We start from the raw sequence: 23,726 nt of genomic DNA on the forward strand, positions 1-23,726 counted from the left end.
CGCCGAGCAGTTTCATTTAGGAATATTCCGCTCTTATTTTCCGAAATTTCCCTTCCCAGTCGATCATGGCGAGCGTCGATACTTGCCCTGCACTCACCTGTCCGGCGACAGGTGCGTGGTCTGGCATTTGCATTTGAATCAACGGGCAACGAAGGGGGAAAGACGCATGGCCACTGGAATCAAGCAGCTTCATTCCACTCCAGGCAACCCAACGACGCCCAGCCTAGGTACAGGCACAGACACCCAGGGCACAGCGCGGATGATCCGCCCGAGCAACGTGAACTACGATCTCGAAGAGCTTTCCGCCGCGCTGCACTATAACGACGAATGGCTTGGGCGCGCGAAGGTGGCGATCGAGGTTCTGGACCAATCAAATGCCCATACCGCCTATGCAAGAGTGATCTTCTTCGACAAGGAACGCGCCGCACTTTGCTTCCACCTCGCGGCGGACATCTTCCGGTGCGCACAATTGACACGCGTCGTACACCGCGCACTAGGCGCCAGCTTCGAGCGGGTCGTGCCGCCGTCGCTGCTGATCGATGTGGGCCCAATTGCCCATCCCGACGCTGCGCTTGCCGGATCACCAACAGTGCTGGCCGATCTGACCGCTTCCGTGTCAATGCTCGCCAACTCCACAACCGAAGCGAGCTGGCGACAGGCAGCGGTTTGTGCCTATGTAGTGGCGTTCAGGCTTGCCCGTAAGCTCATCGCCGCGATCTGCCCGCCAACGCCCAATGTATTGGACAGTCCATTGGACACCGCGATCTGGCAGTTACGGATGCACCGGTCGCCGAAAGCCCGGGCACTAGCCGAAGCGTTGGCTTCCATGCAGGTCACCTACAGCACAGCAGCCTTCGATTTCGATACCCCCTTTCCGCAAGACCAAGCCTTGCTCCAGAGCGAGGCCATGAAAGCATTTCAGGCGGATCTAGCCGCATTCCAGGCGACCGCTGCCTAACGCACCCCCGGCGTGTTCCGTGCCTGACAGGCTCCGGACCGGTTCTAGAGCCACGCTATGCGCTTAGGCTCTTCCTTAGTCCATAGCCCAGGCCGCCAGCGAACAACAGCAGCAATGCCAAGATCGGGGAGATCGCACCGCCGCCGCCTGAACCTCCGGCCTGGGAAGCCGTGCCACCCGTGCCCCCACCCGCCGTCGGCGGAGAGCCACCAGAATCGCTCCCACCTGGCGAGACGCTGCTGGTTCCACCACTGCCCGACAACACTGATGCAGGGTCGGTCGCGGCAACAGTCACCGTATCGGTCGCCACACTACCCGCGTCACTGCGGATCGTCGCGACAAAGCTGTACGTACCGGCAGTTGGCAATACTGCTGTCGCGCCGCTGCTATCCGAAGTCACTGGCGTGATTGACACTGCCGGGCCCGCCGTTTGCGACCACTGGATAGTGGCCCCACTCACTTTGAAGCCTGGTGCTCCCTTCGCGAAAAGGGTAAGTGTTGCTCCGGGTTGCACAGTGTCAGCACTTGCCGCGACATGCACGACGGGCTGCCCAGACAACAGCGCCAGCGCGGAGTCCACATCGAGCAGGGCGGCCTCAATTCCGAAGTGCAACACCGAGAATTGAGGCCAAGATGACCAAGAAAAATTACCAGCAGTTGAGTGAGACCGAACGCCATGCGATAGCCCTGGGGCTGCAGCAAAAGCAAAGCCTCAGCGCCATAGCCAGGGCCCTGGGGCGTGACAAGAGCACTATCAGCCGCGAGTGCAATCGCAATGCAGGCGGCAAGGGCTACGCCTCCAAGTTCGCCCAGCAGCGCAGTGACAATCGCAAACGCCAAGCCCGTCCCAGCCCCAAGCTGCACCGCCAAGGGCCCTTGTTCCCGCTGGTTTGCGACTACCTGCGCCACAAGTGGTCGCCCCAGCAAATCGCCAACGAACTCCAGCGTCTTCACCCACAGGATCGCCGCTTGCAAGCCTCACACGAAAGCATCTACACCTGCATCTACGCCCAGCCCCGGGGAGAGCTCAAGAAGGAGCTGGTGTCCTGCCTGCGCATGGCCCACGCCAAACGTTGGCCCCGCTCCAGGGGAAAGGATCGCCGCAAGGAGACGCAAGACTTGCTGAGCATCCATGTGCGAGCACCCGAGATCGAGGATCGCCAGTTGCCCGGCCACTGGGAGGGTGATCTGATCAAAGGCAAGGCTAACGCCAGTGCGATTGGCACGCTGGTCGAGCGCACCACCCGTCTGGTGGTGCTGGTCAAGCTGCCACACCCCAACCCCGCCACAGCGGCGCATGTACTGCAAGCCTTCAGCGACAAGCTCAAGACAATAGCCCAGCCGATGCGCCAGACCCTGACCTACGACCGGGGCAGCGAGATGGCCGAGCACCGCCAGCTCAGCGAGAACACAGGCATGAAGGTGTACTTCTGCGACCCCTACAGTCCCTGGCAAAGGGGGAGCAACGAGAACACCAATGGGCTCTTGCGCCAGTACTTCCCCAAGGGGACTGATCTGAGTGGCTACAGCCAGGAGCAGTTGGACGCTGTGGCCGATGAGCTCAATGGACGGCCCAGGATGACTCTGGGGTGGCGCAAGCCCATCGAGGTCTATGCCGAGCATTTGGCGCGGCTGGCCCAGCAGCCGGATTTAGTGCATTGAGTTTTTGTTGCACTTGGACTTGAAACCGCCCATGCCTGCTCCGCACGTACCTGGACGGCTCTGGCACCAGGATGCAGCAGGAAACGGGCGTGCCGATTGCGTGAGCAATGATGCGATGTCGTCCGGCGTCAACGAAGCATTCTCCGACAGCAGCATTGCGGCAACGCCGGTCACATGAGGTGCCGCGATGCTGGTGCCAGTTTTGAGCCCATATCCCGATCCGGTTGGTGTCGTCATGCCCAGATTCACGGTCGACAATACACTCAACTGACTGCCCGTCATCAGCACGCCCCTCCCCCCGCCCGGCGCGCTCAGCGTTGTTCCGGTACCGACGTTGGCATAGTCCGCGCTATCGCCCTCGGGCGTGTGCGCGGTCACCCCAATGACCCCAGAGCAATTCGCGGGAGCACCTGCGCCCATGGCCGCATCGTTTCCCGTTGCCGCCACGATCACCACGCCGCGCGCGCGAACATCGTTGACTGCCTGCCGCAACGCCGGACCGCATGGGCTGTAACCACCCAGGCTCAGGTTGATGACCTTCGCTGGCTCGGCATTCAGTGGCACGCCGGGGACCGCGATACCCGCTGCCCAGCGCATTGCGTCAATGAGATCCGAAGTCACGCCACCGCATCGGCCCAGCGCCCGCGCATTCGAGATTCTGGCAAACGGGGCAATACCTGCGATGCCCAAGCCAATACCACGCGTGGCGGCGATGATGCCGCTCACATAGGTGCCATGCCAATTGCTTGGAACGGCAGCACCACAAAGATCGGGGTAGTTTGTCGCATCGTCCGCGCTGACCCAGTCTCCCGGATCGGAGGGGTCGGTATCCCGGTCAGCGATGCCATCGTTCTTCACGAAGCCTGTCGGCAGGAATTTTCCGGTTTTTGCATCGGCTATCGTCGTCAATGTCTCAGCAGTCAGGAAATCGTAGCCTGCGGCAAGACGAGAGGCGTCCAGATCCTCGTGAGCAGTAATACCGGTGTCGACGACAGCCACCGTCACACTGACACCGGTCGGCATGCGCTGCCACGCAGCGAAGACATCCGCCCCGTCGCGCGACGAGGTGGTTGGCGACAGGTTCCATTACTGCAACAGGTATGTGTCGTTGGCTGCCACGCCAGCCACGTGAATGCGGTAGTCGACGTCGACATAATCGAACGCACCCGTGGCCCTGAGCCGCTGCGCCACTGCGGCGGCGTCACTTGCCGTCAGCGGCGTGCTCAACCGAAGTATGCGTGCCCCTCCGCTCATGACCCGTTTGGATGTCAACGGTTGCAGCGCCGCTGCCGACCACTGCTGGACGCGTCGCATCTCATCGCCGCTACCGTTAATGGCCGCGGCTGATCTGATCGCGCCGGACTCCTTGACGATCAACTGCACAACTGGCGCCGATGGCACCTCGGACGGGTTCCGTTTCTGCGCATGGGCAGGTGGGGCGGCGCCGAGCATGACGGCACCCAAAGGGAGCGCCATCGCCATTGCCAACGACCACCGCTTCCGCGCGACCCACGCTCGCGGCGGTCCGAACTCGGATTCAGGGGCTGCGGTTGGCATAGGGAAGTTTCCGAATTAGGATTTTTCCGAATCCTAATGCAGACATGTCCGAATGCGCGCCGCAATATCACAATTTATTGCTATGGAGCCTATTCACGGGTATCCATGCAAAAAGGCCACGGCATATGCCGTGGCCTTTTCGATCTGGTAGATGCGGAGTACCCGTCCAGGCACTCCACGATCTTCAGGACACAATCAGGTCATCAGAACTTGTGACGGATGCCGACAACGGCGCCGAACTGGTTCTGTCCATTGATTGGCTGATCAGCATTGCTCACGCCAACTACCGACACGATGCCCCGGTCGCTATCCTTCTTGTTAATGGCATAGGCCATGTTCAGATAGAGATCAGTACGCTTGGACAACGCGTAGTCAGCCGAAGCCACCAGCGTCCAAGGATCAGCCGAAGTCTGGTGGAAGGCCTGATAGTAAACCGCGCCGGTCAACGACAGAGCCGGTGTCACCTGATAGCCCAGGCCCGTCCACCACAGGTTCGAACGTACGTGGTTGTCGGCCATCGTCTGGTTTGCCCAACGCCAGCCACCGAACACCTTGGCCGGACCAAACATATAGGTGCCAGCAATCGTTGCACGCTGGATCTTCGCACCCGTGTCGGCAACACCTGCCGTCAAACCCAGGCGCACCTGGTCATACACAGCGCCAACCGACAGCGGGCCAGTAGCGTAGTTCAGGCCGGCCGAGTACTCAGCGCCGCGGCTGGTCTGGCCAGGGACTTCTTGGCCGTTGTAGCGGAAGCTATACAGTGCGGAAGCCGTGACGCCTCCAAACGTACCGACATACTTGATCGCATTGTCGGCACGGCTTGCAAACGCACCGTCCTGTCCGATGATCGAGTAACGCGTCGCAATGGCCATCGGATCATAGTTCAAACCGAAGTCATACAGCAGCGTCTGTTGGCGACCCAGCGTCAGGGTGCCGATGCCATCCTTCTGCAAGCCGACGAAGGCCTGACGATTGAACATGCGGCTCGAGTCGGCACCGCTGCCGGTGTCGATGTTGATGCCACTTTCCAGCGTGAAGATGCCTTTCAGGCCGCCACCCAGATCTTCGGTGCCACGCAGGCCCCAACGCGATCCTGAGAGATTGCCTGACGACATGCGAACCGTGCTGTTGTCGCCACCAGCATGGGTCAGATATTCGATACCGACGTCCGCCACGCCGTACATTGTCACGCTCGATTGTGCAAAGGCACCTGTCGACGCCAAGGCAACGACCGCAGCGGTGAGCATCTTGATTTTCATACTGAATTCCTCTTCCGTGGATTAACGTCACAAGGTGAACATGCAACGATGCGAATTATCTTTGGATCGAGATTGACAAGAAATAGCCATCAGCCCAGCTCTACACTTAATGATCCGTTCCATTGACTTCCATTTTTCTCTTTTAAAACAGCCACATATGATCATGTAGAGAATGGACTACGAGATTTCCTGTGGCCTTATAAGAATCTTCCCGGAATTTTTCTGAAATTCTCGTTATGCTGGCGAGACCACGGAAAGCCAATAGTGTTGCGAACTGAGTACGGTTTCTATCCAGAAACAAAATTCTCAGAGATCACAATTGACCCAGCATGAACAGGCTTCTTCATCCATCGCGCGATGTCTTCACGCACACGCGATCGCTCATCCACGCCTTCGGTGCTTGTCGCGCTGAAATCGGAAATTTCCGATGATGAATCGGTCTTTCTCCTAGATCAGCGTTCGTTATGGTCGTTAGACTTAATCGATGCTTAATGATCGGCTCTTCTTTGGGACAACTATCCCAGCCGAAACTCCACGTGAGCTGATCAAGGTGATAAGTGCTTCGTAAAAAATGGGCGGGTCCATGGAACGCGACGCCTGCGATGAATCGGAGTTCTCGCCGCGTCCACGGGCTACATTGTCGATAGCAATGGATACGTGGAATCTCCTCCAGATCATTGATGACCATTGTGATCATCCAGTCTTCGTCGTCATCCCCTACGCCAGCCATGTGGTCCAGTTGGGAATCGACCGGAATCTGGTGCCCGACGTGGCATCCCGAAGGGTGCTCGCGGATGACATCACTCCGGTTCGCGCGTGGCGCGAGTATTTTGGCCACACACAGAAGGTGGTTGCGGAACGCCTGGGAATAAGCCAGCAGAGCTACGCCCAACTCGCGAACAGCGAAGCGTTGCGCAGATCGTCGATCGAGAAGCTGGCGACTGCGCTTGGCATCGCGCCTGATCAGATTTCCAGTCTGGATCGCTTTGGCGCATGACCCGCTCGCGACGCATTCCTTCTCAACCTCGCCGCATCACCGTGTCTCAACCGGAATTTCCATGACTTCGCGAATAGAAGCGCTCGAGCATCGAATTGCCGCCCTTGAATCCGAGATTGATCGCCTGAATCAGACTCAGAAGACCGGTCCTAACTCGGACGATCTGGAGCTCGTCATCGGTTTTGTCCAGGGCCTGAGCTGGATGCTTGAAACCCATGTCCGCGTGCAGGCGGAGTATGACCAGAATGTGATCAACAATTTCGCCGCAGTACTCCTGTATGAGTCCGAGCGATTGCACCCCCATGTTCCGCATCGCGACAGCATTGCGATGACACTGCGCTTGATGGCCCATAGCTTGACGGATTCGAGAGCGGAGTCCGGCGCGTTCCTACGGGGCATGCCTGCGCCTGGTCAGTCACATCACTGAGTTGCGGCCCGCTCTGACCGTGTCGGAAGACAGAAGCACGTGGCATGCCCGTCAACTCGCGAGCATGTTGCATATCTATCACTTCTGCAATTCTTGATTTTCAACTAGCATCATGGAGTGCCGCCTCCAATCGTCGGGGACGGTGGTTGTCGTATTGACACTGCCTGGGACTTCGTGACGCACCATGCTCCATCTTTCGGCGGCCTATTTCGTGACTCCGTTTGCCCTGCTCGCTGCAATGATGCTCGTAGTGGCACGTTGCTGGCGCAACGCCAGACAGGCAAGCGCCAAGATGGCAGAACTCAAGGCCGAGCGCACCCTTTTCCAGTCGTTGCTGGACTCCTCGCCCAATGCGGTACTGGTGGTGAGCCACGAGCACCGCATCCTCAAAGTCAGCGAACCTTACGCAAGGCTGTGCGGCGTCAGTACCGAAGATCTCATCGGGAAGCCATTGGTCCACAGCCACACGACAAGCCGCTTTCTCGATCTGGGTGGTCTACTGGAACTCACCCTGCTCAGAATGGACGGCAATGAACGCTCCGATCTAATCACTCTCGGAATTCCGGAGCAATCTGTACGCACATTCAGGGTGAACGCCACACAATGCAGATCGGAAGATGGCGTGTTCTCGGGTACCGCGATAGTGCTGACGGATATCAGCGAACAGGTGGCAGCGCAGCATCGCGTCGATCAGACTTCCGCAGCCATGGATGACATCACTGATGCGCTATCGGTGACGTTCTTCCAGCTCTGTCGCGAATCAAACGGCCATATCTGGCTTCCCTGGGTGAAGGGGATGCAAAACACCACGCTGAACTGGTCAGCCGAGAGAATGATGCGCGACGGCGGTGGCATCCTTCCGAATCTTGATGCCTCCGAAAAGACACTATTCATCGGGGCAGTAGACCAATCCATCGCAACGCAGCAGCCGATGGATGTTACCGTGCGCCTCACCTCGGATAACCGGTGGGTACACATCGCCAGTGGCAATCCGAGAGTTGGCCCCAATGGCGCAACACTCTGGTATGCCTATGCGATGGACGTAACCGAAATGCAGCGCTACAACACGCTTCTGGCTACGGCCAGTCGTGAGGCCGAAGCTGCCACGGAAGCCAAGTCTCGTTTTCTGGCCACAATGAGTCATGAAATTCGCACGCCACTGGCCACGGTCATTGCCTCGCTGGACCTGCTGCGCGAGAGCGAACTCTCCACCCACCAGCGGGAAGAACTGGATCTGGCCGATCATTCGGCCAAGCTTCTCCTGGAGATTCTCGGCGATATCCTCGACTTTTCCAGGATCGAAGCAGGGGAGATGAAGCTTGAACAGGCGCCGATTGACCTGCGACTGATCATCGAGGATGTTCTGCGCATCCAGGCGCGCCAAATCGAAAAGAAGGGCGTGATACTCGACTTCTACGTGGAAGCGGGGCTGGCCGCGACGTTGCTTGGCGATGCAGTGCGGCTCAGGCAGATCGTGCTCAATCTCGTGGGTAATGCTACAAAATTCACGCTTCAGGGCAGCATCGTTGTTCGAGCATTGTTGATAGCGGACCATCCCGAAACACAGACGATTCAACTGGAAGTCAGCGACACTGGTATCGGAATCCCCGCGGAGAAGCAAGCCGCTCTCTTCAAGGCATTTTCTCAGGCTGATGTCTCCACAACGCGCCGATTCGGGGGCAGTGGTCTGGGGCTGTCGATTTGCTCCAGGCTCGTTCAAGCCATGGGTGGGGCCGTCGTCTTGACTAGTACGCCAGGTGTCGGCAGCACGTTCCGCGTGGAACTGACGCTGCCCGTCGTCGAGCGCAGCACGCGGATGGTGGAGTTTGCAAAAACTCACATCGCGATTGATGTGTCGCGTGCAGATGACGCAGCAGTGTTTCGTGAGCACGCTGTTGCACTCGGTATGCAGCTTGCCCCCCTTGATTGCCTGAATCCTTCCGATATTGCTGTGATTGATGAAGACGCCGCCTCAGACAAAGTGCCTGTGGGCGTGCTGACCATCCCTTACGGGAAAAAGCACGGCAATCTGTCTGGCCCACCCATCTGGTGGAGCGAGTTTCGCGCGGCATGTCTCGATGCAGTTCTTCGCGATACGCATCGGTTTCCCGCGCAAGGTCAAGATGTCACGGCAACACCACCGATCTCCGATTCGCTGGCCGGTCTGACATCTCTACCGATTCTCGTCGCGGAAGATCACACACCATTCCAGATCGTAATTCGCAGGCAGATTGAAAAGCTTGGTCTGGCATGTGACGTCGTATCCGACGGAAAGGAGGCGCTGGCTGCGATTCGCAACAAGCAATATGGCATGATCCTGACCGACTGCCACATGCCGTATATGGACGGCTACGAACTCACCAGCGCGATTCGGGCATCCGAGGCTCAAGGACAACGGCTCCCGATTGTCGCGCTGAGCGCGGATGCTTCGGATGAGCAAAGACACCGCGGCCGTGCCGCCGGTATGGACGACTTCCTGCTCAAGCCGCTCAAACTCCCGGAACTACGCGCGTGCATCCAGCGGTGGGTGCTTCGGTGATTCCAGGTCGGTGGCCTCTGGGATAGCCTGCCACGGCCCCGGCGTGCGAGCTGGCGCCCTCCTTACCGGAAACTCCTCCACGTCGGGACGCCGCACTCAGGCTTTGTCATTCGAAGATGCCGTTCTATAAGCAAGTAGAGGTTCGCCCTCGCATCGACACCTGCGACCGTTGCCGCAAACAGCCGCCCATTGCGCCCGAGGACAAGGGAGCGAACCACGTTCCCGCACGGATTGTTCGAGATGAGCCAAGGCTAGATCCCAGCACCACGCCACCCTATTGAGTACTGCCGAACTCCCAATGCGGTGCTTGCTTCTCGGGAGTGCGATTGTCCCGGAGCACTGTGCCGCGAACCGGCAGGTTCAGCACCTGATTGCGGTACTTCGTGCCGATAAGCAAGGAGCCATTGGCGAAGGGGCCAACGAACGCGTTATGTTCGACGATGGTGTCATCGTCCTCCACGATCATCCCCCAGTTTGCAGGACCACCGAACGCATTACCACTGACATAATTGCCTCGGGCCTCGTCGAGTACAACGTCCATGTCGGCGTTCTTGTAATAGGGAGTCCTGCCGCATTGCATGCTGCGCAAATTCCGGCTCATGCGCGAACCTACCCAGACACCCACACGGCCGTCTATTCTGTTCCCCTGGATGCGATTGCCATTGGCCCCATGCGTACGAGGCACTGACTCAGGATCTATCAGACCACGTTCCTGGCAGTTCCGGTACAGAAATACACCGCCCAAGCCGTTGCCAGCGATAGTCGAGGCTTCGATACGATTGTCAGCTGAAGCATCAATCGCGATGCCAGGCTGCATTGGCCTGGCGCCATCCCATCCGCTTTGCAGGATTCGGGAGCGAACGATGGAGGTGCCGCTGGAATCGTGTTCGAGGTAGATCCCTGCGCCACTGACGCGCTGCACCGTAGTGTTATCGATGACAGTGCCAGTGGCATGATCGTCAATGTAGATCCCCACTCCGCCAATATCTTCAATCGTGATGCCAATAAGGTGGGTGCCGGAAGGAGTGCGAGAAACGTAGCGTTGCGGGTCGTCTCCACCGACGATTTGTCGCTTTTTTCCATCCGGTACTGACCAGCCAATGCCAAGGCCGAGTTTGGTGAATCCATGCACGCGGCAGTTTCGAATCTCAACGCCTTGCAGGCTTTCCCCCCTGGAGTCGATCAGAATGCCAGTTGCCCGCGAGTTATCACCTTCCAGAGTTGCCCCATTGCAATCTACGCGGACAGGCCGGGTGATCAACATTCCGCTGTGATAGGTGCACTCCGCGCGTAAAGTGACGTCCTTGTCCAGCGCCGGCAGCGTACAGTCGTCAGCAAAAGCCAGACCGCACGGAAAGACGGTGGCTGCAAGAATGGAACCGAGTACTCTTGATAGCGAGTGTTTCACGCGCTTTCCTTGCTGCTTCGGATGGCTTCAATGGATGCAATGGCCTGATCGATATTGCCGAACGGAATATCTTTCAATGAATCAAGGGGAAGATCCCACCAGCGTGTCTTGAGCAGGCGCGACACTTTGTCTTCATCGAAGCGAAGTCGGATGCGCCGCGCTGGAACTCCTCCCACGATTTCGTAAGGGGCGACATCCTTCGTCACCACAGCGCCAGCGCCCACAACCGCCCCATCCCCAATCTTGACGCCAGCCACGATTACGCAGTTCGTTCCAAGCCAAACGTCGTTGCCAACGGTAGTTGGCGCGTGAAAGCGCCACTTCTCTGTCTGCAAGGCAGGATAGCCCGGCACGCGATTGAAGAGCGCTGGGGAGAATTGGAATGGGTGGGAACTCAGGAATTCCACGGGGTGACGTGCCGCCCCGATCTGCACGTTACGCCCGATCGAGCAGAATTTGCCGATGCGGACGTGGGGAAAGACCACAGCACCTACATTGACGTAGGTGAACCCGCCAATAAATGCCGGCGCGTAGGCCACAGCGCCGTCACCAATATCAATCGCTTCGTCGAAGCTCACCGCACTGCTGACTTGTGCTGTAGGAGCGATGCGGCCGCCGAGTTCGGCGCAGCGCTTGCGGATATCGGCGGACTGTCGCTCAGCCTCGTTCTCTGTCGGCATGATTCTTCCTTTGTAAATGGCGGATAGGAGCCACTCGCGCATGGCTACCCCTCATTCAATGTGCAATCAGCCGGGCCACCGAACGCAGTAGTGGCGAGTTTGCGTCGCGGAAGAAGGCATAAGGGTTCTGGCGAAACTTCCTGAGCTTTCTGGTTGTAGCCGATTCCCGCGAAGCGGCTGGGTTGTCCTGGATAAGCAGTTCCGCCTCAGACGCTTTCTTAGGCGCGGATGCTGAGGTGGGCCGACTGACCGGCTTGGCCGGTGTAATTGGAGCTTTCGGCAACGGGCCAAGTATCCGGATCAGGCGCTCAATCCCTTCCTTCTCGACTTCGGGAACCAGCCAGGTATTCAATGCCTTTAAGAAAAAGTCTTCGAGCGCTGCGTATTCAGGCAGGGAGAGGTAGCTACCAGGCAGGCTGTTGACCGTCTCGACAATCTGGGAGATCGTGAGGTCATCGAAGGTAAAGCCCTTACGGCCAAAGAAAGCCTTTCCAACCTGGATTGGCTTGATGCCGGCCAAGGCCGCTTCCAGCAGCCCCTGCGAATTGACACCGATGACAAAATCCGCAGAGCCCAGCAGGTGTTCCAGAGAGTAGTCTTCGACAATGCGCAGACGCTCCTCCTGGCCGGGGAACCCGGCTTCGATCAACTCGCGTGTCAGTGCGCGGCCGACATTCGCTTTCTTTTGCTCCCACGGATGGGCTTTGAAGACAATATTCGCACTAGTATCGCGGAGCAGCGCCCGAATGCAGCTACGATAAAAAGCGATGCTGTGGAAACCTGTTTCGCCGTGGTTAAGCAGGGAGAAATCGTTGATGACCTGCCCCAGGATTACCACCAGCTTCTCGTCGTTCTGGAACAAGGGGCCACCGTCATGCTCAGGCTGCTTGACATTCTTGTTGGAACGCCTGGCTAGCCGCTCCATTAGCGCTGCCCGGTCGCCACGACGCTTGCCACCTTGCGTGGGTATCTCGATGGAGCCATACAGCCCCGGGGCGCCGAGCAATGAGTCATTGGGCAGCGGGCTGTGTCGCGCCTCCAGGTAGTAGTCTTGCCCTGTGAAAAAGCTCTCGCAAACGTAGAGCTGCCCTTGACGGCGCTGCATGATGCACGAGAATGTCCGCGCATAGATGAGGCTGCCGGAGAAGACCAGGGCAATGTTCATGGGAGGTAGGCTCCGCATGATCTCCAGCCACCGATCCATCCAGAACCAGGTTGCTGCGAAGCTCTCCAACAGGGCGGCCCGGTCAGTCTGATATAGCCGCGCAAGAAGGTCGTCGGCATCGACGCCATAGTGCTCGGAATCCGTCCAGTGTGGCAAGGGCGCCAGCCTGCTCATCAGTTCGGCTCTGGCGATCGAGAAAGCATTGAAGCCATTAAGATTGAGCGCGCGCAGCTGCGCCTCGGTCCAGTCGGCCATGCGCTCGAGATAGGGCGCAATTTCCTCGCGATCTTCATAGTGGCCAAAGGCAGTAAGCAGGCCTTCTGGGTGCTCGATCGCGTGCATCTCGTAGCCTGCGCGGCGGAGATAGGCGATCAGGCTCTTGAAGTTTCGGTCGGTGATGTGCAGACGATCTGCGATCAGGACGCGTTTTGCCATGTCAGGATACTTCCCAGAGTCTCGTTGAGTACTTCCCGATAGACGTCGACCACTCGGGAGGCGTGGATGGCCCAGGTGATGGCATTGCCGGCATTGCGCATGGCACCTTCACGCAGGTCCGCGCGGGAAGCTGGATCAAGAAGCCACGCAGAGATCCGCTCGGCATCGGACCCAGCGTCCATGGAAAGATGAAGCCCATTCTCCCTGTCGACGACCATATCTTTCGCCATGCCAATTGGGTTACACAGCACAGGCACGGCGCCGCCAACGGCCTCGGGAATATTTGCGGGGCCGCCTTCGAACCAGGAAGACATCAGCAGGGCATCCACGGTACGGTAGGCAGAGGCGACTGTTTTGTAGGGCAAGGCTTCGTACGCGTTCACGTCGAAGCCAAACCGCTCCAGCACCGCGGCATCGTAGGTGCGGCCTTTCCCAATCAATACGAATTCGAAGCGGGCTGGATCGAGGCGCTGGGCAAGCTCGTAGATATAGCCCTCGCCCTTCACCTTTCTCGGGTAGCGGCGCGAGAACACGCCTATCACCACACGGCCGTTCTTACCGCTACCGGTATTCTCAAGGTAGGGTGTGTCAGTGGCATCGCCACGCGCACGGATATACCTTGCGTGATAACCATGGGGAATGACGACGGTATTGGTAATGCCGTCAGCCGCCAGGTAGTCCCGCTGTAGCGAATTGAGGCAAATCACGCGGTTAGCCTCTCGGTAGCGGTCAGTAAAGTGCTGGACTGTGAGCGAAGGATCGTCATCACGCAGATCGTGGTGGACTGTGACCACACACGGTCCTGAGAGGCGGGATTCGAGATTTGGCCGGTGATAGTGCCGGATCATTCCTCCGAGCGCGGCACTGGCTGATGCCACGTGCTCGATGCCGGGCGGCGCGTAGCTACGGTAGTACGAGATGATGTCAGAGAAGATTCCGCTCGCGACATCGTTCGACATTACGTGGTTTACAAGAAGCATGTCAGAGACCTATTGCCACCTTCGCGGCGATGGCGATCTGGTAGAGAATGGAAAAAACGTCCTTGGCAAACTGCATCGTCTTGAAGTCCACCTTGGGCAGGATCATGATCTGGTCTCCCGGCATCACGGTATCGTCCTGGCGCGCATCGACAAACGTACCGTCAAGATGGGCGATGATGACGCGTGAGCTGTCAGCGTTCTGCGTGTATCCACCTGCCTGCTGAATGTAACGCTGGACATTGGCACCAGGTTTGAACACGAACGAGTTCGGGAACAGGACTTCACCGCCAATCAACACGAGATCGTTGCGAGTGGGGATCCTCAGTCGGTCACCGTTCTCCAGCAGCAGGGCGCTGCGTTCCTCGCCATGGCCGATGACTGCTTGACCGGAGGGATCAATGTGGCGCGCGCGGTCCACCCATTGCAGAACCAGGGCAGCCTCGCGCTGGCGCAGCTGGGATTCCTCGTTAGTTCCGGAGCGTGCTGTAAGCACGCTGTTTTGCAACTGCGTGAGCGAGGTATCGAGCATCTTTGCCTGCCGATCCTTCACGCTTTGACGAAAGAGTTGCGTGCTCTCCGGCAGCGAGTTGGATGTCATCTCCACGCGACCCAGTAGGTCGCCCAGCTTGGTGCCATAAGGCACGACATACTCCTGTGGACCCAGGTGCTCGCCTTCCACCCGAACCGTAATCGTGCCGGGCCGCTTGTCGGCTGTGAACTCGACGAGATCGCCATTCATCAGGGTGACGTCTGGTGTCTTGCTTAGCGGATAGTACTCAACGTGCTGCACCGTTCCCGATCCACGCGTGACGCGCACGTTGGTAGAGGTGGCGTCCGGCCGCGCAGCGGCTGCGATCTGGGCCAGCGTGGTGGTACCGTTGAATTCAAAACGCCTGGCGCTCGCTGCCAGGCCGCCGACCATCACTGTGTTCTTCCGCTGACCAACGAAGATCACGTCGCCATCTGTCAGGGGCGTACTCGGCAGGTCGCCATTCAACAAGAAGCGATAGAGATCGACGTTGTAGCGTACTGTGGCCCCGCGCTTGACCTGGATATCCAGGAAGGAACCCCGGTCCGGATCTACGCCACCGGCCATGTCCAGATAGCGCAGCACATTGTCGTTCCCCGTTCCTTCGTACATGCCGGGATGGCGGACGAAGCCGGAGACCAGCACGCGAACGGGCTGCGCCGAGGCAAGACTCGCGTAGATGGAAACATTACTACTGAAGACCTTGCGCAGCGCACCGGTAACCGCCGCTTGCAGGTCGCGGTTGTGAATGCCAGCTACACGCATTGGTCCACAATGAGGCAGGAAGATCATGCCCTGCGAATCGACAGTAAGCACGCTGTCAAAATCGAACCCGCCCCAGATCCTGACGCGCACGCCGTCACCGATGGCAACAGCGTAGTCAGGATTGAAGGTGGATGGCGCGCTGCGGGCGAATGCGCCGGTGAATAGCTGAGTGCCGAAGACCTCGCTCTTCTGGTTGGCGTCGTAGTCGCCCAGCCGCTGCGCAGGGATATATGCCTGCGCACCGATATTCGGCAACGGCGGCTGGATCTGCCCGGTACCCGGCAAAGGCGTGCCGCCCGTAATCATCGGAGATTGCAGGCCAGAGATACTCGGTTGGCCGCTTTGCCAGGCAGGTGCTGCCGCGCCTTGGCCAGTGGCGACGTCAGTCGAGGGACTGCTATCCGAGCTGGACGTTAGTCCGAGCAGTGCGTTGGGTAGCATGGATAGCGGAACGTTGGGCGTCTGCGCGTGCACTGCCCATGAGAAGAGCAGAGATGCGGCGACGAGGCAGCAGGCAATTCGTTTCATATCAGGTCAGTCAATCGCGATGGTCGCGAATGATGGCGACAAGCAGGTGCAGGACCCCTGTTAGCATTGCGGCGGCCAGCAGAGAGAGAAGGATGTTGTAGATGCGCCGCGGCTCGAGGGGATATACCGGCAGGTTGGCCGACTGCAGGACTGCAACAGATTTGATCTTTCGGGTCGACTCCACGCGCGCTGTCTCAAGTGCCACCAATGCCGTCTTGTACATATCGTCGGCCAACGCAGCCTCGGCCTCCAGGCGGCCCTGCTCTTCTGCCACGGCGTTAAGCCCACCACCACGCTTGGCGGCCACGCGCTGGCGTTCGGCTTGCAGTTGGGATTTCACCGCGGCAATCTGGCTGTCGAGTTGCACAATGTCCGGCGCAGCGGGAGTCAGGTAGCCAGCCAACGCGGCGCGCTTGGTCATCAGGTCAGAGAGTTCGGCGTCCAGTCGACTCGCGATTGCCGAGATACTTTCCACCGCGTTACCGGGTGACACCAGGCCATGTGCATCCTGATAGGCCAGAACGGCCTTGCGCGCCGCGACCATGCGGACACCCAGCGCCGAGACTTGCTGCTCGATGTAAGAGACCTGGTCATGCGCGGTCTTGTGATCCAGCGCATTCATATACTTCTCGCCCTCGGTCACCATCATCTGCGCGATCGCACGCGCCATTTCCGGGCTATAGGCCTGTGCGGTGATCGACAGCACTTGTGCATAGTCGTCGTAGGTGACCTCGATGCGGGAAAGGTAGTAGCGCTGAAATCGCTCGTCTGGCGCGTCCTTGGACCATAGCCGCGAGAGCAAATCGCGGCGTCGGTCGCTGAAGTGTTCGCGCAGATGCAAGTCCTTGTCCAACAGCTTCATCATATCGATGGAAAGCAGGTGGTCACGCAGCAGGAGCAGATCGCGGTTGCCGCCGGAGCCGGCCAGGATCGAGATCAGATCGGCGGAGCTTTGCTGTATGGCGTTGGTCTTCTGAAGGTAAATGTGGGCCTCCGAGACATAGCGGTCCGAGGCGATCACGCCCCAGTACAGCCCAGAGATCAGACTGAACAATACGAAGGCGGCTAGAAGAGGGGAGCGGCGGGCCGCGGTGGCAACGCCGGACAACGTTTTCATGCGTTTATACTTTTCTTGTACTCGGAGAGGGCATCTGCAATGTCGTCGAACCAGTAGGCGGCGCCATTGCTCATAAGGATTCCCTTCTCGCAAAAATTTTTGAGCGTTCCCTCGTCGTGGCTGACCATGATCAGCCCCGCGGAAGCAATGAGATCCTCAAATGCCTTCTTCGACTTTTTCTTGAATTTCTCATCGCCGACCGCGATGAGCTCGTCGACGAGGTAGGTGTCGAATCGGAAAGCCAGTGATAGAGCGAAGGCAAGCCGCGAGCGCATCCCGGACGAGTATGTTTTCATTGGCGCGAAGAAGTAATCGCCCAACTCGGAGAAAACATGCACGAAGTTCGTGCGCTCAGCGATCTCCTGGTCCGGCACGCCGTGGATGCGAAACACGAAGCGAGCGTTCTGTTCTCCGGAGAGCGCACCTTGGAAGCCTCCGTTCAGCCCAAGGGTCCATGAAAGCTTGCCGTCGCGGCGAACCTGGCCGCGGCTCGGATGATCCATCCCGCCGATCAGGTTAAGAAGGGTTGACTTGCCTGCACCGTTGCGACCAATCAAGCCGACACGATCGCCCTGGCGGATACAGAGGTTGATATCCCGGAGCACCCAGTTGCGACTGTGATGGCCGCTGTAGCGCTTCCAGACCTGTCGTAGCTCGATCATCGCGACTCCAGTGCTCGCCGAAATCGGACGTGTAGCAGCAGGCCAAAAGTCACCAACGCAGCCGATATCAGGCTTAGGTAGGAAATGCTGATCCCCTCGTACGCGTGATAGGCCGGGAAGTATCCAATCCGCATGATCTCAAGCGCATGGACGATGGGGTTGTAGAGGAGCCAGCTTCTGTATGGCTCGGGCACGATGAAGATGGGGTACATCACGCCGGAGATGTAGAACAACCACATTGAGACGATCTTCGCGATCTGTCCGATCTCCGGAACGATCGTGCTAGCCGCAGAAAGGATGAGCGAGATTCCGGTTGAGAAAGCCCACAGCAAGAAAAAGCCAAGCATGACCAGCATCGGGTTCGTCGGCTCCACGTCCATGCCATAGAGCCAACATGCCAGGATCAGTACGCCGCTGACGATGAAATACACAAAGGCTTCGAGCAAGGACCGCACCAACACCACGTCGAATGCCTTTACCTGCCTGTAGTGAAAAAGGGCCCGATTCGATGTCACGGCGTCGATACCGCGCAGGGCGATACGACGGAACATGTAGTACGGAAGAATGCCGAGTCCGATAAAAAGCGGTGGGTTCGCGCCGGGGATCAGGCGATGCTGCAAGATGCCGTGCAGGATCATCAGAAAGGCGATGTGCTCGGCGGATTCCAGCAAGATCCAGAGCGAGCCCGCCCGCTCAAGCGATACACGCGTCACAGCTTCGCGCAAGAAAAGCGCGCGCCAGACTGTGAGCGTGACACGCAGCGGTGCGGGGATGGTCAGCGTCATCACCGACCTCGCGAGAAAATGAAGACCGTCCGTCTTGGAGGATCCGAGAAGAAAAGCAGAACAGCCATGGTCTTGCGTGGTGAAATTCGTACAGCCCACCTGCCAGACCGACACCTGCACGGAGCAGGCAATCCCGAGGACGACAGCGGTACCTGAAGTTGTTGATCGAGAAGAACGCTGCCGGGCACACTCAACGCCGCCAAGGTCGTGAAAGCCAACCGTTTCCCTGTGGTTGAACGCCGAGAGGCGGCCGGACATTTATCGGAACATTAGCGTTCCGGCGCGCAGCACGCATTGAGAAGCATCCGAAGATCATGCGGAAGACTCCCAATCGCAGCAGGGGGGGACAGACACTCCTTACGCGCTCGAACCGTGCCCGACTGTGGACAAGGTGGATTCAGAGTTGGCGCGCAGGGGATTGGGAAGTTTCAGGGAATCTGGAGGACTTGCACTTCCTAGAATACGGTCAACCGTATATTCCAAGACAGCCAATCACGATCCAGTAGATTCAATCCATTCATCTGGACAAGCCGACAACAGCCCCCACAGTTGACGGCTCGTGGCTGTGCAACGAACTGCTGATGGCTACGATAAAAAACCTCTCCGTGCCTAACGACGCATCTCTTGTTCTCTTTGGCGGCATCAATGTGCTGGAATCCCGCGACCTGGCAATGCAAGCCTGCGCCGCCTACGTAGAAATCACCACCCGCCTGGGGATTCCGTACGTCTTCAAGGCCAGCTTTGATAAGGCGAACCGCTCATCGATTCACTCCTATCGTGGACCGGGTCTGGAGGAAGGGCTGCGCATTCTCCAGGACGTAAAAGCCGCGTTCGATGTGCCCGTGCTTACAGATATCCATGAGCCCTGGCAAGCTGCCCCGGTCTCGGAAGTGGCTGACGTACTGCAGCTTCCCGCCTTCCTGGCGAGGCAGACAGATCTCGTTGTATCGCTAGCTCGCACGGGCCGGCCGATCAATATCAAGAAGCCGCAGTTCATGAGCCCAACGCAGATTCAGCACATCGTCGAAAAATTCCGCGAGGCTGGCAACGAGAACCTTCTGCTCTGTGATCGCGGTACATGCTTCGGCTACGACAACCTCGTGGTCGATATGCTTGGATTTAGCGTCATGCGCCGGGCGACGGGAGACCTGCCGATTGTCTTTGACGTGACGCACAGCCTGCAGCAACGAGACCCCGGCAACGCGGCTTCTGGCGGGCGTCGGACTCAGGTGGTGGAACTCGCGCGGGCCGGCGTTGCCGTCGGCATTGCCGGCCTCTTTCTGGAAGCGCACCCCGAGCCGGATCGAGCGCTATGCGATGGCCCGAGTGCACTGCCACTGGACCAACTTGAGCCCTTCCTCACCCAGGTAAAGATGCTCGACGATGTTGTGAAATCGCTGCCGGCAACGGAGCTCGCCTGATGACACGGCAGGATGGCGAGAGCGTTGTCATCGTCATTCCCGCGCGCTACGGATCGACGCGCTTGCCTGGCAAGCCGTTGCTGGATATTGCCGGCAAACCGATGATTCAGCACGTCTATGAGCGTGCACGTTTGGTGCGCGGCGTAAATGCCGTGGTGGTTGCCACGGATGACTCGCGCATCGAGTCGGCGGTTCTGGCATTCGGCGGGAGCTGTCTGATGACGTCCGCCGGGCACCAGTCGGGAACTGACCGCCTTTGCGAAGTCATGCGCATGGTGCACGCGGACCTCTACATCAACTTGCAGGGTGACGAGCCGCTGGTGCGTCCAACGGACATCGAACTGCTGGCGAACCTGATGATCGCCGATCCGACCTCCGACGTAGGCACGCTTTGCCATGAGTTCTCGCTGGAGGAAGCCCGCGACGAAAATGCCGTGAAGGTGGTGATGTCGAACGAAGGTGATGCGCTGTACTTCAGTCGCTCATTGATCCCCTACCCGCGCGATGGCGCCTTTGCGCGCTACTACAAGCATTCGGGTGTCTACGCTTTTCGGAGAAGGGTGCTTGAGGTCTACGGGAGCATGCCCCAGCCGATGGCCGAACAAGCGGAGCGGTTGGAGCAATTGAGGCTGCTTGCGGCAGGCTTCCGCATACGGATGCAGGTGGTGCCTCCCATCGGAACTGGTGTCGATACTCCCGCTTGCCTGGAGCGTGTCCGGGCCATTCTTGATCCCGCTGTTTGACGGCAGCTGAAGATCTACAGACAAAAGGACAAACGGAACATGCCAGAGTCAATTTCTCTTGCAAAGCAAGTGGTAGCCACGGAAATCCGCGCGCTGGAGGCGATGAACGCACGCGTGAGCGAGGATTTTGGGCGCACCGTGAAGTGCATCCTCAGCATGAAAGGCAGATTGGTCGTTGTCGGCATGGGGAAGTCCGGCCTGATTGGCCGGAAGATTGCGGCCACCATGGCGTCGACGGGCACCCCGGCTTTCTCCGTACACGCTGGCGAGGCCTTTCACGGCGACCTCGGCATGATTCGCCCGACTGACGTCGTGCTGATGATCTCCAACAGCGGCGAGACGGAGGAGTTGGTACGCTTGCTGCCGTTCCTCAGGCATCAGAACAACTACGTCATCGCCATGACCGGTAAGCCGGCGTCGACGCTGGGGAAGGCGGCAAATACGATTCTCGACATCAGCGTCGAGCGTGAGGCATGCAACAACAACCTGGCGCCAACCAGTTCCACGACGGCCGCGCTGGTTATGGGAGACGCGCTGGCTGTCGTGCTGGCCTCTAAACGCGGCTTTCAGCCGGAGGACTTCGCACGATTTCACCCGGGCGGCAGCCTCGGACGGCGCTTGCTTACGCGAGTAGCGGACGTCATGCATAAGGGTACGCTGCCCGTATGCACCGCACAGACGTCCTTCAAGGATGTGGTCCATGTCGTCAATCGGGGTCGTATGGGACTGGCCTTGGTCATGCAGGGAGAGCGCTTGCTCGGCATCATTACCGATGGCGATATTCGCCGCGGATTCGACACTGTGCATGACTATCGCTCCATCCTCGCGGAAGACCTGATGACTACAAGGCCAAAGGCAATCGCACCGGATGCGCGCGTTGGTGACGCGGAGGCGCTGTTGCGCCAGGAGAAGATTGGCGCATTGGTGGTGCAGGACATTGATGGCCGGGTCATTGGCATCTTCCAAATGCATGGAGCGGAAGAGGCGCCCGGCGTGCACTAGAGGATCGTATGTCGATGAACGCTTGATTCCAAGTTTCGCACAGGATTTGCATGGTATTCGCGGTGGTCACTCCGGGCCTGTGGCGCACGCCCGGGCTTCGCAGGTTTTTTCACGAGGGCGTCGCCTTTCGCCCCCGGCAACATGTCGATGCCGTGCTCGGCTGGGGCGATAAGCCATCCAGCATCAAGGCCCGCGCGTGGGCCGCACGGCGGCACTTGCCATTCCTGTCTGTGGAGGACGGCTTTCTGCGCTCCATTCATCCGGGACGGAGCAGACAGGGTCTTCTCTCGCTGGTGGTAGATGATCTGGGCATTTACTACGATGCTCACCATCCATCCCGCCTGGAACAGTACATCGCGCAGGGCGACGCGTCGGCGGCCGAGCGGGATGCCGGAGCCCGGGCGATGCAGTTGGTGCTGCAGCACAGGCTTTCCAAGTACAACCACATGGGTGAACTGCAGCTTCCCTCGAGCACGCCGGGCAAGCCGCGTGTGCTGGTCGTGGACCAAACGGAAGGCGATCTGTCTCTGTTACGCGGTGGTGCAAGCGCGGACACATTTGCACGAATGATCGCGGTCGCGCTTGCCGATCATCCGGCTGCCGAGATATGGATCAAGACCCATCCGGATGTTCTTTCCGGCAAGCGGCGCGGGCATTACGAGCAATGCCGGTTGGATAGCCGCGTCCACTTTCTGGCACAGGAATGCTGCCCTCTCTCTCTGCTCACGCAGATGGATCACGTCTACGTGGCCACTTCTCATATGGGATTCGAAGCATTGATGGTCGGTAAGCCGGTGACCTGTTTTGGCCTGCCCTGGTACGCGGGCTGGGGCCTCACTCATGACGTGCATCCGGAAGCGGCCCGCCTTGCACTGCGGCGCGGGGGCAAACGAAACGTAGTTGACCTCTTCGTCGCAGCCTACATCCAATATACGCGCTACATCCATCCCGTCACGGGGGAGTCCGCGTCGATCTTCGATGTCATCAAATGGCTGGCCTGCAACAAGGCAATCGAGCAGGAAGGAAGGGCGCCTACATACTGCGTCGGCATGTCGCTTTGGAAGCGTGCTACGGTCATGCCCTTCCTCGCAGCGAGCACGATCAGGAGTCTGCGCCACCTCAGTCCGGACAAACTGAGCCGATTGCCTCAGGATTCGACGATCGCCCTCTGGGGCGATCGTCATGCTGGCTTGATAGCCCGCGCGCGGGCTCGCGGACTGACCGTTCTGCAGATGGAGGACGGGTTCGTGCGCTCCGCGGGGCTCGGCTCCGACCTCCATGCCCCGCTTTCGCTTGCTATTGATCCACATGGCGTTCACTACGACCCCAAGTCGGCCAGCAAGCTGGAACAGTTGCTCTCGACGAGCACGGTGAATCACGACGATGCCGCGCGTGGGCGGCGGATACGCGAGTCGCTCGTCCGCAATGGTATCGACAAATACAACCTTGACCACGCGACCACTCCAGTCCTGCCCGCACAAGCTCTAGGAAGACGAATCATCCTGGTGATCGGGCAAGTCGAGGACGACGCCTCGGTTCGGATCGGCTCTACTTTGGTGAAGGGCAACGATGCCCTTATTGCTGTGACACGCCGTGCAAATCCGGATGCGTGGCTGATCTACAAGAGCCATCCGGACGTCGAGGCTGGAAACCGCATTGGCTCGCTAAAGCCGGCCTCCGAGACATTGGCTGATCAGATCATCACTGAAGCTAGTCTGGGCGCCTGTTTGGTCCTGGCCGACGAGGTACACGTCATGACGTCACTGTCCGGCTTTGAGGCCCTATTGCGAGGGAAAGTCGTGCATTGCTATGGCGCGCCGTTCTACGCCGGCTGGGGCCTGACCACGGATCACTTTCCCTTGCCACGGAGGCAGCGGCGCCTGACGTTGGACGAGCTGGTGTTTGTCGCGCTGTGCTTGTATCCGCGCTACCGCTTGCCGGGTGTGGAAGGATTCTGCTCGGTGGAGGACGTTGTCGACTGGCTTGCGAAACGCAAGGGCGCAAGGCGCGGGCGGACAGGCGAGTCCTGGCTGGTCAGGCAAGGGCGCAAGGCTGGCCATCTGGCCCACTCCGTCCTGCAGCATGCCAGGTACGTCTAATTTCA

21 protein-coding genes are annotated in these 23,726 nt (G+C 59.0%); 9 read left to right on the forward strand and 12 right to left on the reverse strand.

What is annotated here, in order from left to right; translation table 11 throughout:
* Positions 1–166: 166 nt before the first annotated feature.
* On the forward strand, positions 167–958 hold the full coding sequence (locus RMET_RS29175) for a hypothetical protein (RefSeq protein WP_011520119.1): 792 nt from the start codon (positions 167–169) through the stop codon (positions 956–958).
* A gap of 55 nt (positions 959–1,013) precedes the next feature.
* Here the strand turns inward: RMET_RS29175 and mprA are convergent, their stop codons facing one another.
* Entirely contained in the window at positions 1,014–1,574 is a 561-nt protein-coding gene (gene mprA, locus RMET_RS34575) for an MprA protease, GlyGly-CTERM protein-sorting domain-containing form (protein ID WP_080710399.1), read from the reverse strand.
* A gap of 17 nt (positions 1,575–1,591) precedes the next feature.
* On the opposite strand from mprA, the gene RMET_RS29180 reads away from it, so the two are divergent.
* Entirely contained in the window at positions 1,592–2,620 is a 1,029-nt protein-coding gene (locus RMET_RS29180; RefSeq protein WP_011516271.1) for an IS30-like element IS1088 family transposase, read from the forward strand.
* On the opposite strand, the gene RMET_RS29185 is transcribed toward RMET_RS29180, so the two are convergent.
* From RMET_RS29185 to RMET_RS29190, 3 genes are all read right to left on the reverse strand, one after another.
* On the reverse strand, positions 2,609–3,643 hold the full coding sequence (locus RMET_RS29185) for a S8 family peptidase (RefSeq protein WP_049799826.1): 1,035 nt from the start codon (positions 3,641–3,643) through the stop codon (positions 2,609–2,611). The two genes, RMET_RS29180 and RMET_RS29185, sit on opposite strands and share 12 nt — an antisense overlap.
* A 63-nt stretch (positions 3,644–3,706) precedes the next feature.
* A complete protein-coding gene (locus RMET_RS31890) occupies positions 3,707–4,096 on the reverse strand; it encodes a hypothetical protein (RefSeq protein WP_152560214.1) in 390 nt (129 codons plus the stop codon).
* Positions 4,097–4,380: 284 nt separating this feature from the next.
* On the reverse strand, positions 4,381–5,439 hold the full coding sequence (locus tag RMET_RS29190) for a porin (RefSeq protein ID WP_011520121.1): 1,059 nt from the start codon (positions 5,437–5,439) through the stop codon (positions 4,381–4,383).
* A 583-nt stretch (positions 5,440–6,022) separates the two neighbouring features.
* On the opposite strand from RMET_RS29190, the gene RMET_RS29195 reads away from it, so the two are divergent.
* From RMET_RS29195 to RMET_RS29205, 3 genes are all read left to right on the forward strand, one after another.
* The gene (locus RMET_RS29195; protein ID WP_322790413.1) at positions 6,023–6,436 is read left to right on the forward strand and encodes a helix-turn-helix domain-containing protein; all 414 of its coding nucleotides are present in this window, start codon (positions 6,023–6,025) and stop codon (positions 6,434–6,436) included.
* 61 nt (positions 6,437–6,497) lie between these two features.
* The gene (locus RMET_RS29200) at positions 6,498–6,863 is read left to right on the forward strand and encodes a hypothetical protein (protein ID WP_011520123.1); all 366 of its coding nucleotides are present in this window, start codon (positions 6,498–6,500) and stop codon (positions 6,861–6,863) included.
* Between the two features lie 184 nt (positions 6,864–7,047).
* Complete coding sequence (locus tag RMET_RS29205; protein WP_011520124.1) at positions 7,048–9,402, forward strand: hybrid sensor histidine kinase/response regulator; 2,355 nt, start codon at positions 7,048–7,050, stop codon at positions 9,400–9,402.
* 274 nt (positions 9,403–9,676) lie between these two features.
* Here RMET_RS29205 and RMET_RS29210 read toward each other — a convergent pair whose 3' ends face one another.
* The 8 genes from RMET_RS29210 to RMET_RS29245 all read right to left on the reverse strand — a co-directional run bounded on the left by RMET_RS29210 (position 9,677) and on the right by RMET_RS29245 (position 18,714).
* Positions 9,677–10,810 (reverse strand): right-handed parallel beta-helix repeat-containing protein, encoded by a 1,134-nt coding sequence (locus RMET_RS29210; protein ID WP_029309891.1) that lies wholly within the window; start codon positions 10,808–10,810, stop codon positions 9,677–9,679.
* Positions 10,807–11,532, reverse strand: coding sequence for a CatB-related O-acetyltransferase (locus RMET_RS34415; protein ID WP_011520126.1), 726 nt, complete (start codon positions 11,530–11,532; stop codon positions 10,807–10,809). The genes RMET_RS29210 and RMET_RS34415 overlap by 4 nt, the downstream gene beginning before the upstream one ends.
* Positions 11,533–11,545: 13 nt before the next feature.
* Positions 11,546–13,090, reverse strand: coding sequence for a capsular polysaccharide export protein, LipB/KpsS family (locus RMET_RS29220; RefSeq protein WP_011520127.1), 1,545 nt, complete (start codon positions 13,088–13,090; stop codon positions 11,546–11,548).
* A complete protein-coding gene (locus tag RMET_RS29225) occupies positions 13,072–14,049 on the reverse strand; it encodes a glycosyltransferase family 4 protein (protein ID WP_049799828.1) in 978 nt (325 codons plus the stop codon). Before RMET_RS29225 ends, RMET_RS29220 begins: the two co-directional genes overlap by 19 nt.
* A gap of 22 nt (positions 14,050–14,071) precedes the next feature.
* Complete coding sequence (locus RMET_RS29230; RefSeq protein ID WP_231138542.1) at positions 14,072–15,670, reverse strand: polysaccharide biosynthesis/export family protein; 1,599 nt, start codon at positions 15,668–15,670, stop codon at positions 14,072–14,074.
* Positions 15,671–15,902: 232 nt separating this feature from the next.
* On the reverse strand, positions 15,903–17,009 hold the full coding sequence (locus RMET_RS29235; RefSeq protein ID WP_011520130.1) for a chain-length determining protein: 1,107 nt from the start codon (positions 17,007–17,009) through the stop codon (positions 15,903–15,905).
* Positions 17,006–17,671 carry an ABC transporter ATP-binding protein gene (locus RMET_RS29240; RefSeq protein ID WP_011520131.1) on the reverse strand — a complete coding sequence of 222 codons (666 nt, stop codon included), beginning with the start codon at positions 17,669–17,671 and terminating at the stop codon, positions 17,006–17,008. The genes RMET_RS29235 and RMET_RS29240 overlap by 4 nt, the downstream gene beginning before the upstream one ends.
* On the reverse strand, positions 17,668–18,714 hold the full coding sequence (locus RMET_RS29245) for an ABC transporter permease (protein ID WP_152560212.1): 1,047 nt from the start codon (positions 18,712–18,714) through the stop codon (positions 17,668–17,670). The genes RMET_RS29240 and RMET_RS29245 overlap by 4 nt, the downstream gene beginning before the upstream one ends.
* A 323-nt stretch (positions 18,715–19,037) precedes the next feature.
* Here RMET_RS29245 and kdsA point away from each other — a divergent pair, with 323 nt between their 5' ends.
* The 4 genes from kdsA to RMET_RS29265 are packed head-to-tail and all read left to right on the forward strand — an operon-like array spanning position 19,038 to position 23,721.
* Positions 19,038–19,877, forward strand: a complete 840-nt coding sequence (kdsA, locus tag RMET_RS29250) for a 3-deoxy-8-phosphooctulonate synthase (protein WP_011520134.1) — start codon at positions 19,038–19,040, stop codon at positions 19,875–19,877.
* Complete coding sequence (gene kdsB, locus RMET_RS29255) at positions 19,877–20,620, forward strand: 3-deoxy-manno-octulosonate cytidylyltransferase (protein ID WP_011520135.1); 744 nt, start codon at positions 19,877–19,879, stop codon at positions 20,618–20,620. The genes kdsA and kdsB overlap by 1 nt, the downstream gene beginning before the upstream one ends.
* A gap of 39 nt (positions 20,621–20,659) precedes the next feature.
* Positions 20,660–21,622, forward strand: coding sequence for a KpsF/GutQ family sugar-phosphate isomerase (locus RMET_RS29260; protein ID WP_011520136.1), 963 nt, complete (start codon positions 20,660–20,662; stop codon positions 21,620–21,622).
* Positions 21,623–21,672: 50 nt separating this feature from the next.
* A complete protein-coding gene (locus RMET_RS29265) occupies positions 21,673–23,721 on the forward strand; it encodes a capsular polysaccharide biosynthesis protein (RefSeq protein WP_011520137.1) in 2,049 nt (682 codons plus the stop codon).
* Positions 23,722–23,726: the final 5 nt, after the last annotated feature.

This window comes from Cupriavidus metallidurans CH34 (genome assembly GCF_000196015.1).
In the GTDB taxonomy this organism is placed as follows: domain Bacteria; phylum Pseudomonadota; class Gammaproteobacteria; order Burkholderiales; family Burkholderiaceae; genus Cupriavidus; species Cupriavidus metallidurans.

Bases quoted from the DNA above. Each gene is read 5' to 3' on its own strand.
- RMET_RS29200 (WP_011520123.1), top strand. From the start codon at position 6,498: ATGACTTCGCGAATAGAAGCGCTCGAGCATCGAATTGCCGCCCTTGAA.
- RMET_RS29190 (WP_011520121.1), bottom strand. From the start codon at position 5,439: ATGAAAATCAAGATGCTCACCGCTGCGGTCGTTGCCTTGGCGTCGACA.
- RMET_RS29185 (WP_049799826.1), bottom strand. From the start codon at position 3,643: ATGCCGACCGGTGTCAGTGTGACGGTGGCTGTCGTCGACACCGGTATT.
- RMET_RS29240 (WP_011520131.1), bottom strand. From the start codon at position 17,671: ATGATCGAGCTACGACAGGTCTGGAAGCGCTACAGCGGCCATCACAGT.
- RMET_RS29260 (WP_011520136.1), top strand. From the start codon at position 20,660: ATGCCAGAGTCAATTTCTCTTGCAAAGCAAGTGGTAGCCACGGAAATC.
- RMET_RS34415 (WP_011520126.1), bottom strand. From the start codon at position 11,532: ATGCGCGAGTGGCTCCTATCCGCCATTTACAAAGGAAGAATCATGCCG.
- RMET_RS29175 (WP_011520119.1), top strand. From the start codon at position 167: ATGGCCACTGGAATCAAGCAGCTTCATTCCACTCCAGGCAACCCAACG.
- RMET_RS29230 (WP_231138542.1), bottom strand. From the start codon at position 15,670: ATGATTACGGGCGGCACGCCTTTGCCGGGTACCGGGCAGATCCAGCCG.
- RMET_RS29245 (WP_152560212.1), bottom strand. From the start codon at position 18,714: ATGTCCGGCCGCCTCTCGGCGTTCAACCACAGGGAAACGGTTGGCTTT.
- RMET_RS29265 (WP_011520137.1), top strand. From the start codon at position 21,673: ATGGTATTCGCGGTGGTCACTCCGGGCCTGTGGCGCACGCCCGGGCTT.
- RMET_RS29235 (WP_011520130.1), bottom strand. From the start codon at position 17,009: ATGAAAACGTTGTCCGGCGTTGCCACCGCGGCCCGCCGCTCCCCTCTT.
- kdsA (WP_011520134.1), top strand. From the start codon at position 19,038: ATGGCTACGATAAAAAACCTCTCCGTGCCTAACGACGCATCTCTTGTT.
- RMET_RS29195 (WP_322790413.1), top strand. From the start codon at position 6,023: ATGGAACGCGACGCCTGCGATGAATCGGAGTTCTCGCCGCGTCCACGG.
- RMET_RS29220 (WP_011520127.1), bottom strand. From the start codon at position 13,090: ATGGCAAAACGCGTCCTGATCGCAGATCGTCTGCACATCACCGACCGA.
- RMET_RS29205 (WP_011520124.1), top strand. From the start codon at position 7,048: ATGCTCCATCTTTCGGCGGCCTATTTCGTGACTCCGTTTGCCCTGCTC.
- RMET_RS31890 (WP_152560214.1), bottom strand. From the start codon at position 4,096: ATGGCGCTCCCTTTGGGTGCCGTCATGCTCGGCGCCGCCCCACCTGCC.
- RMET_RS29225 (WP_049799828.1), bottom strand. From the start codon at position 14,049: ATGTCGAACGATGTCGCGAGCGGAATCTTCTCTGACATCATCTCGTAC.
- RMET_RS29180 (WP_011516271.1), top strand. From the start codon at position 1,592: ATGACCAAGAAAAATTACCAGCAGTTGAGTGAGACCGAACGCCATGCG.
- kdsB (WP_011520135.1), top strand. From the start codon at position 19,877: ATGACACGGCAGGATGGCGAGAGCGTTGTCATCGTCATTCCCGCGCGC.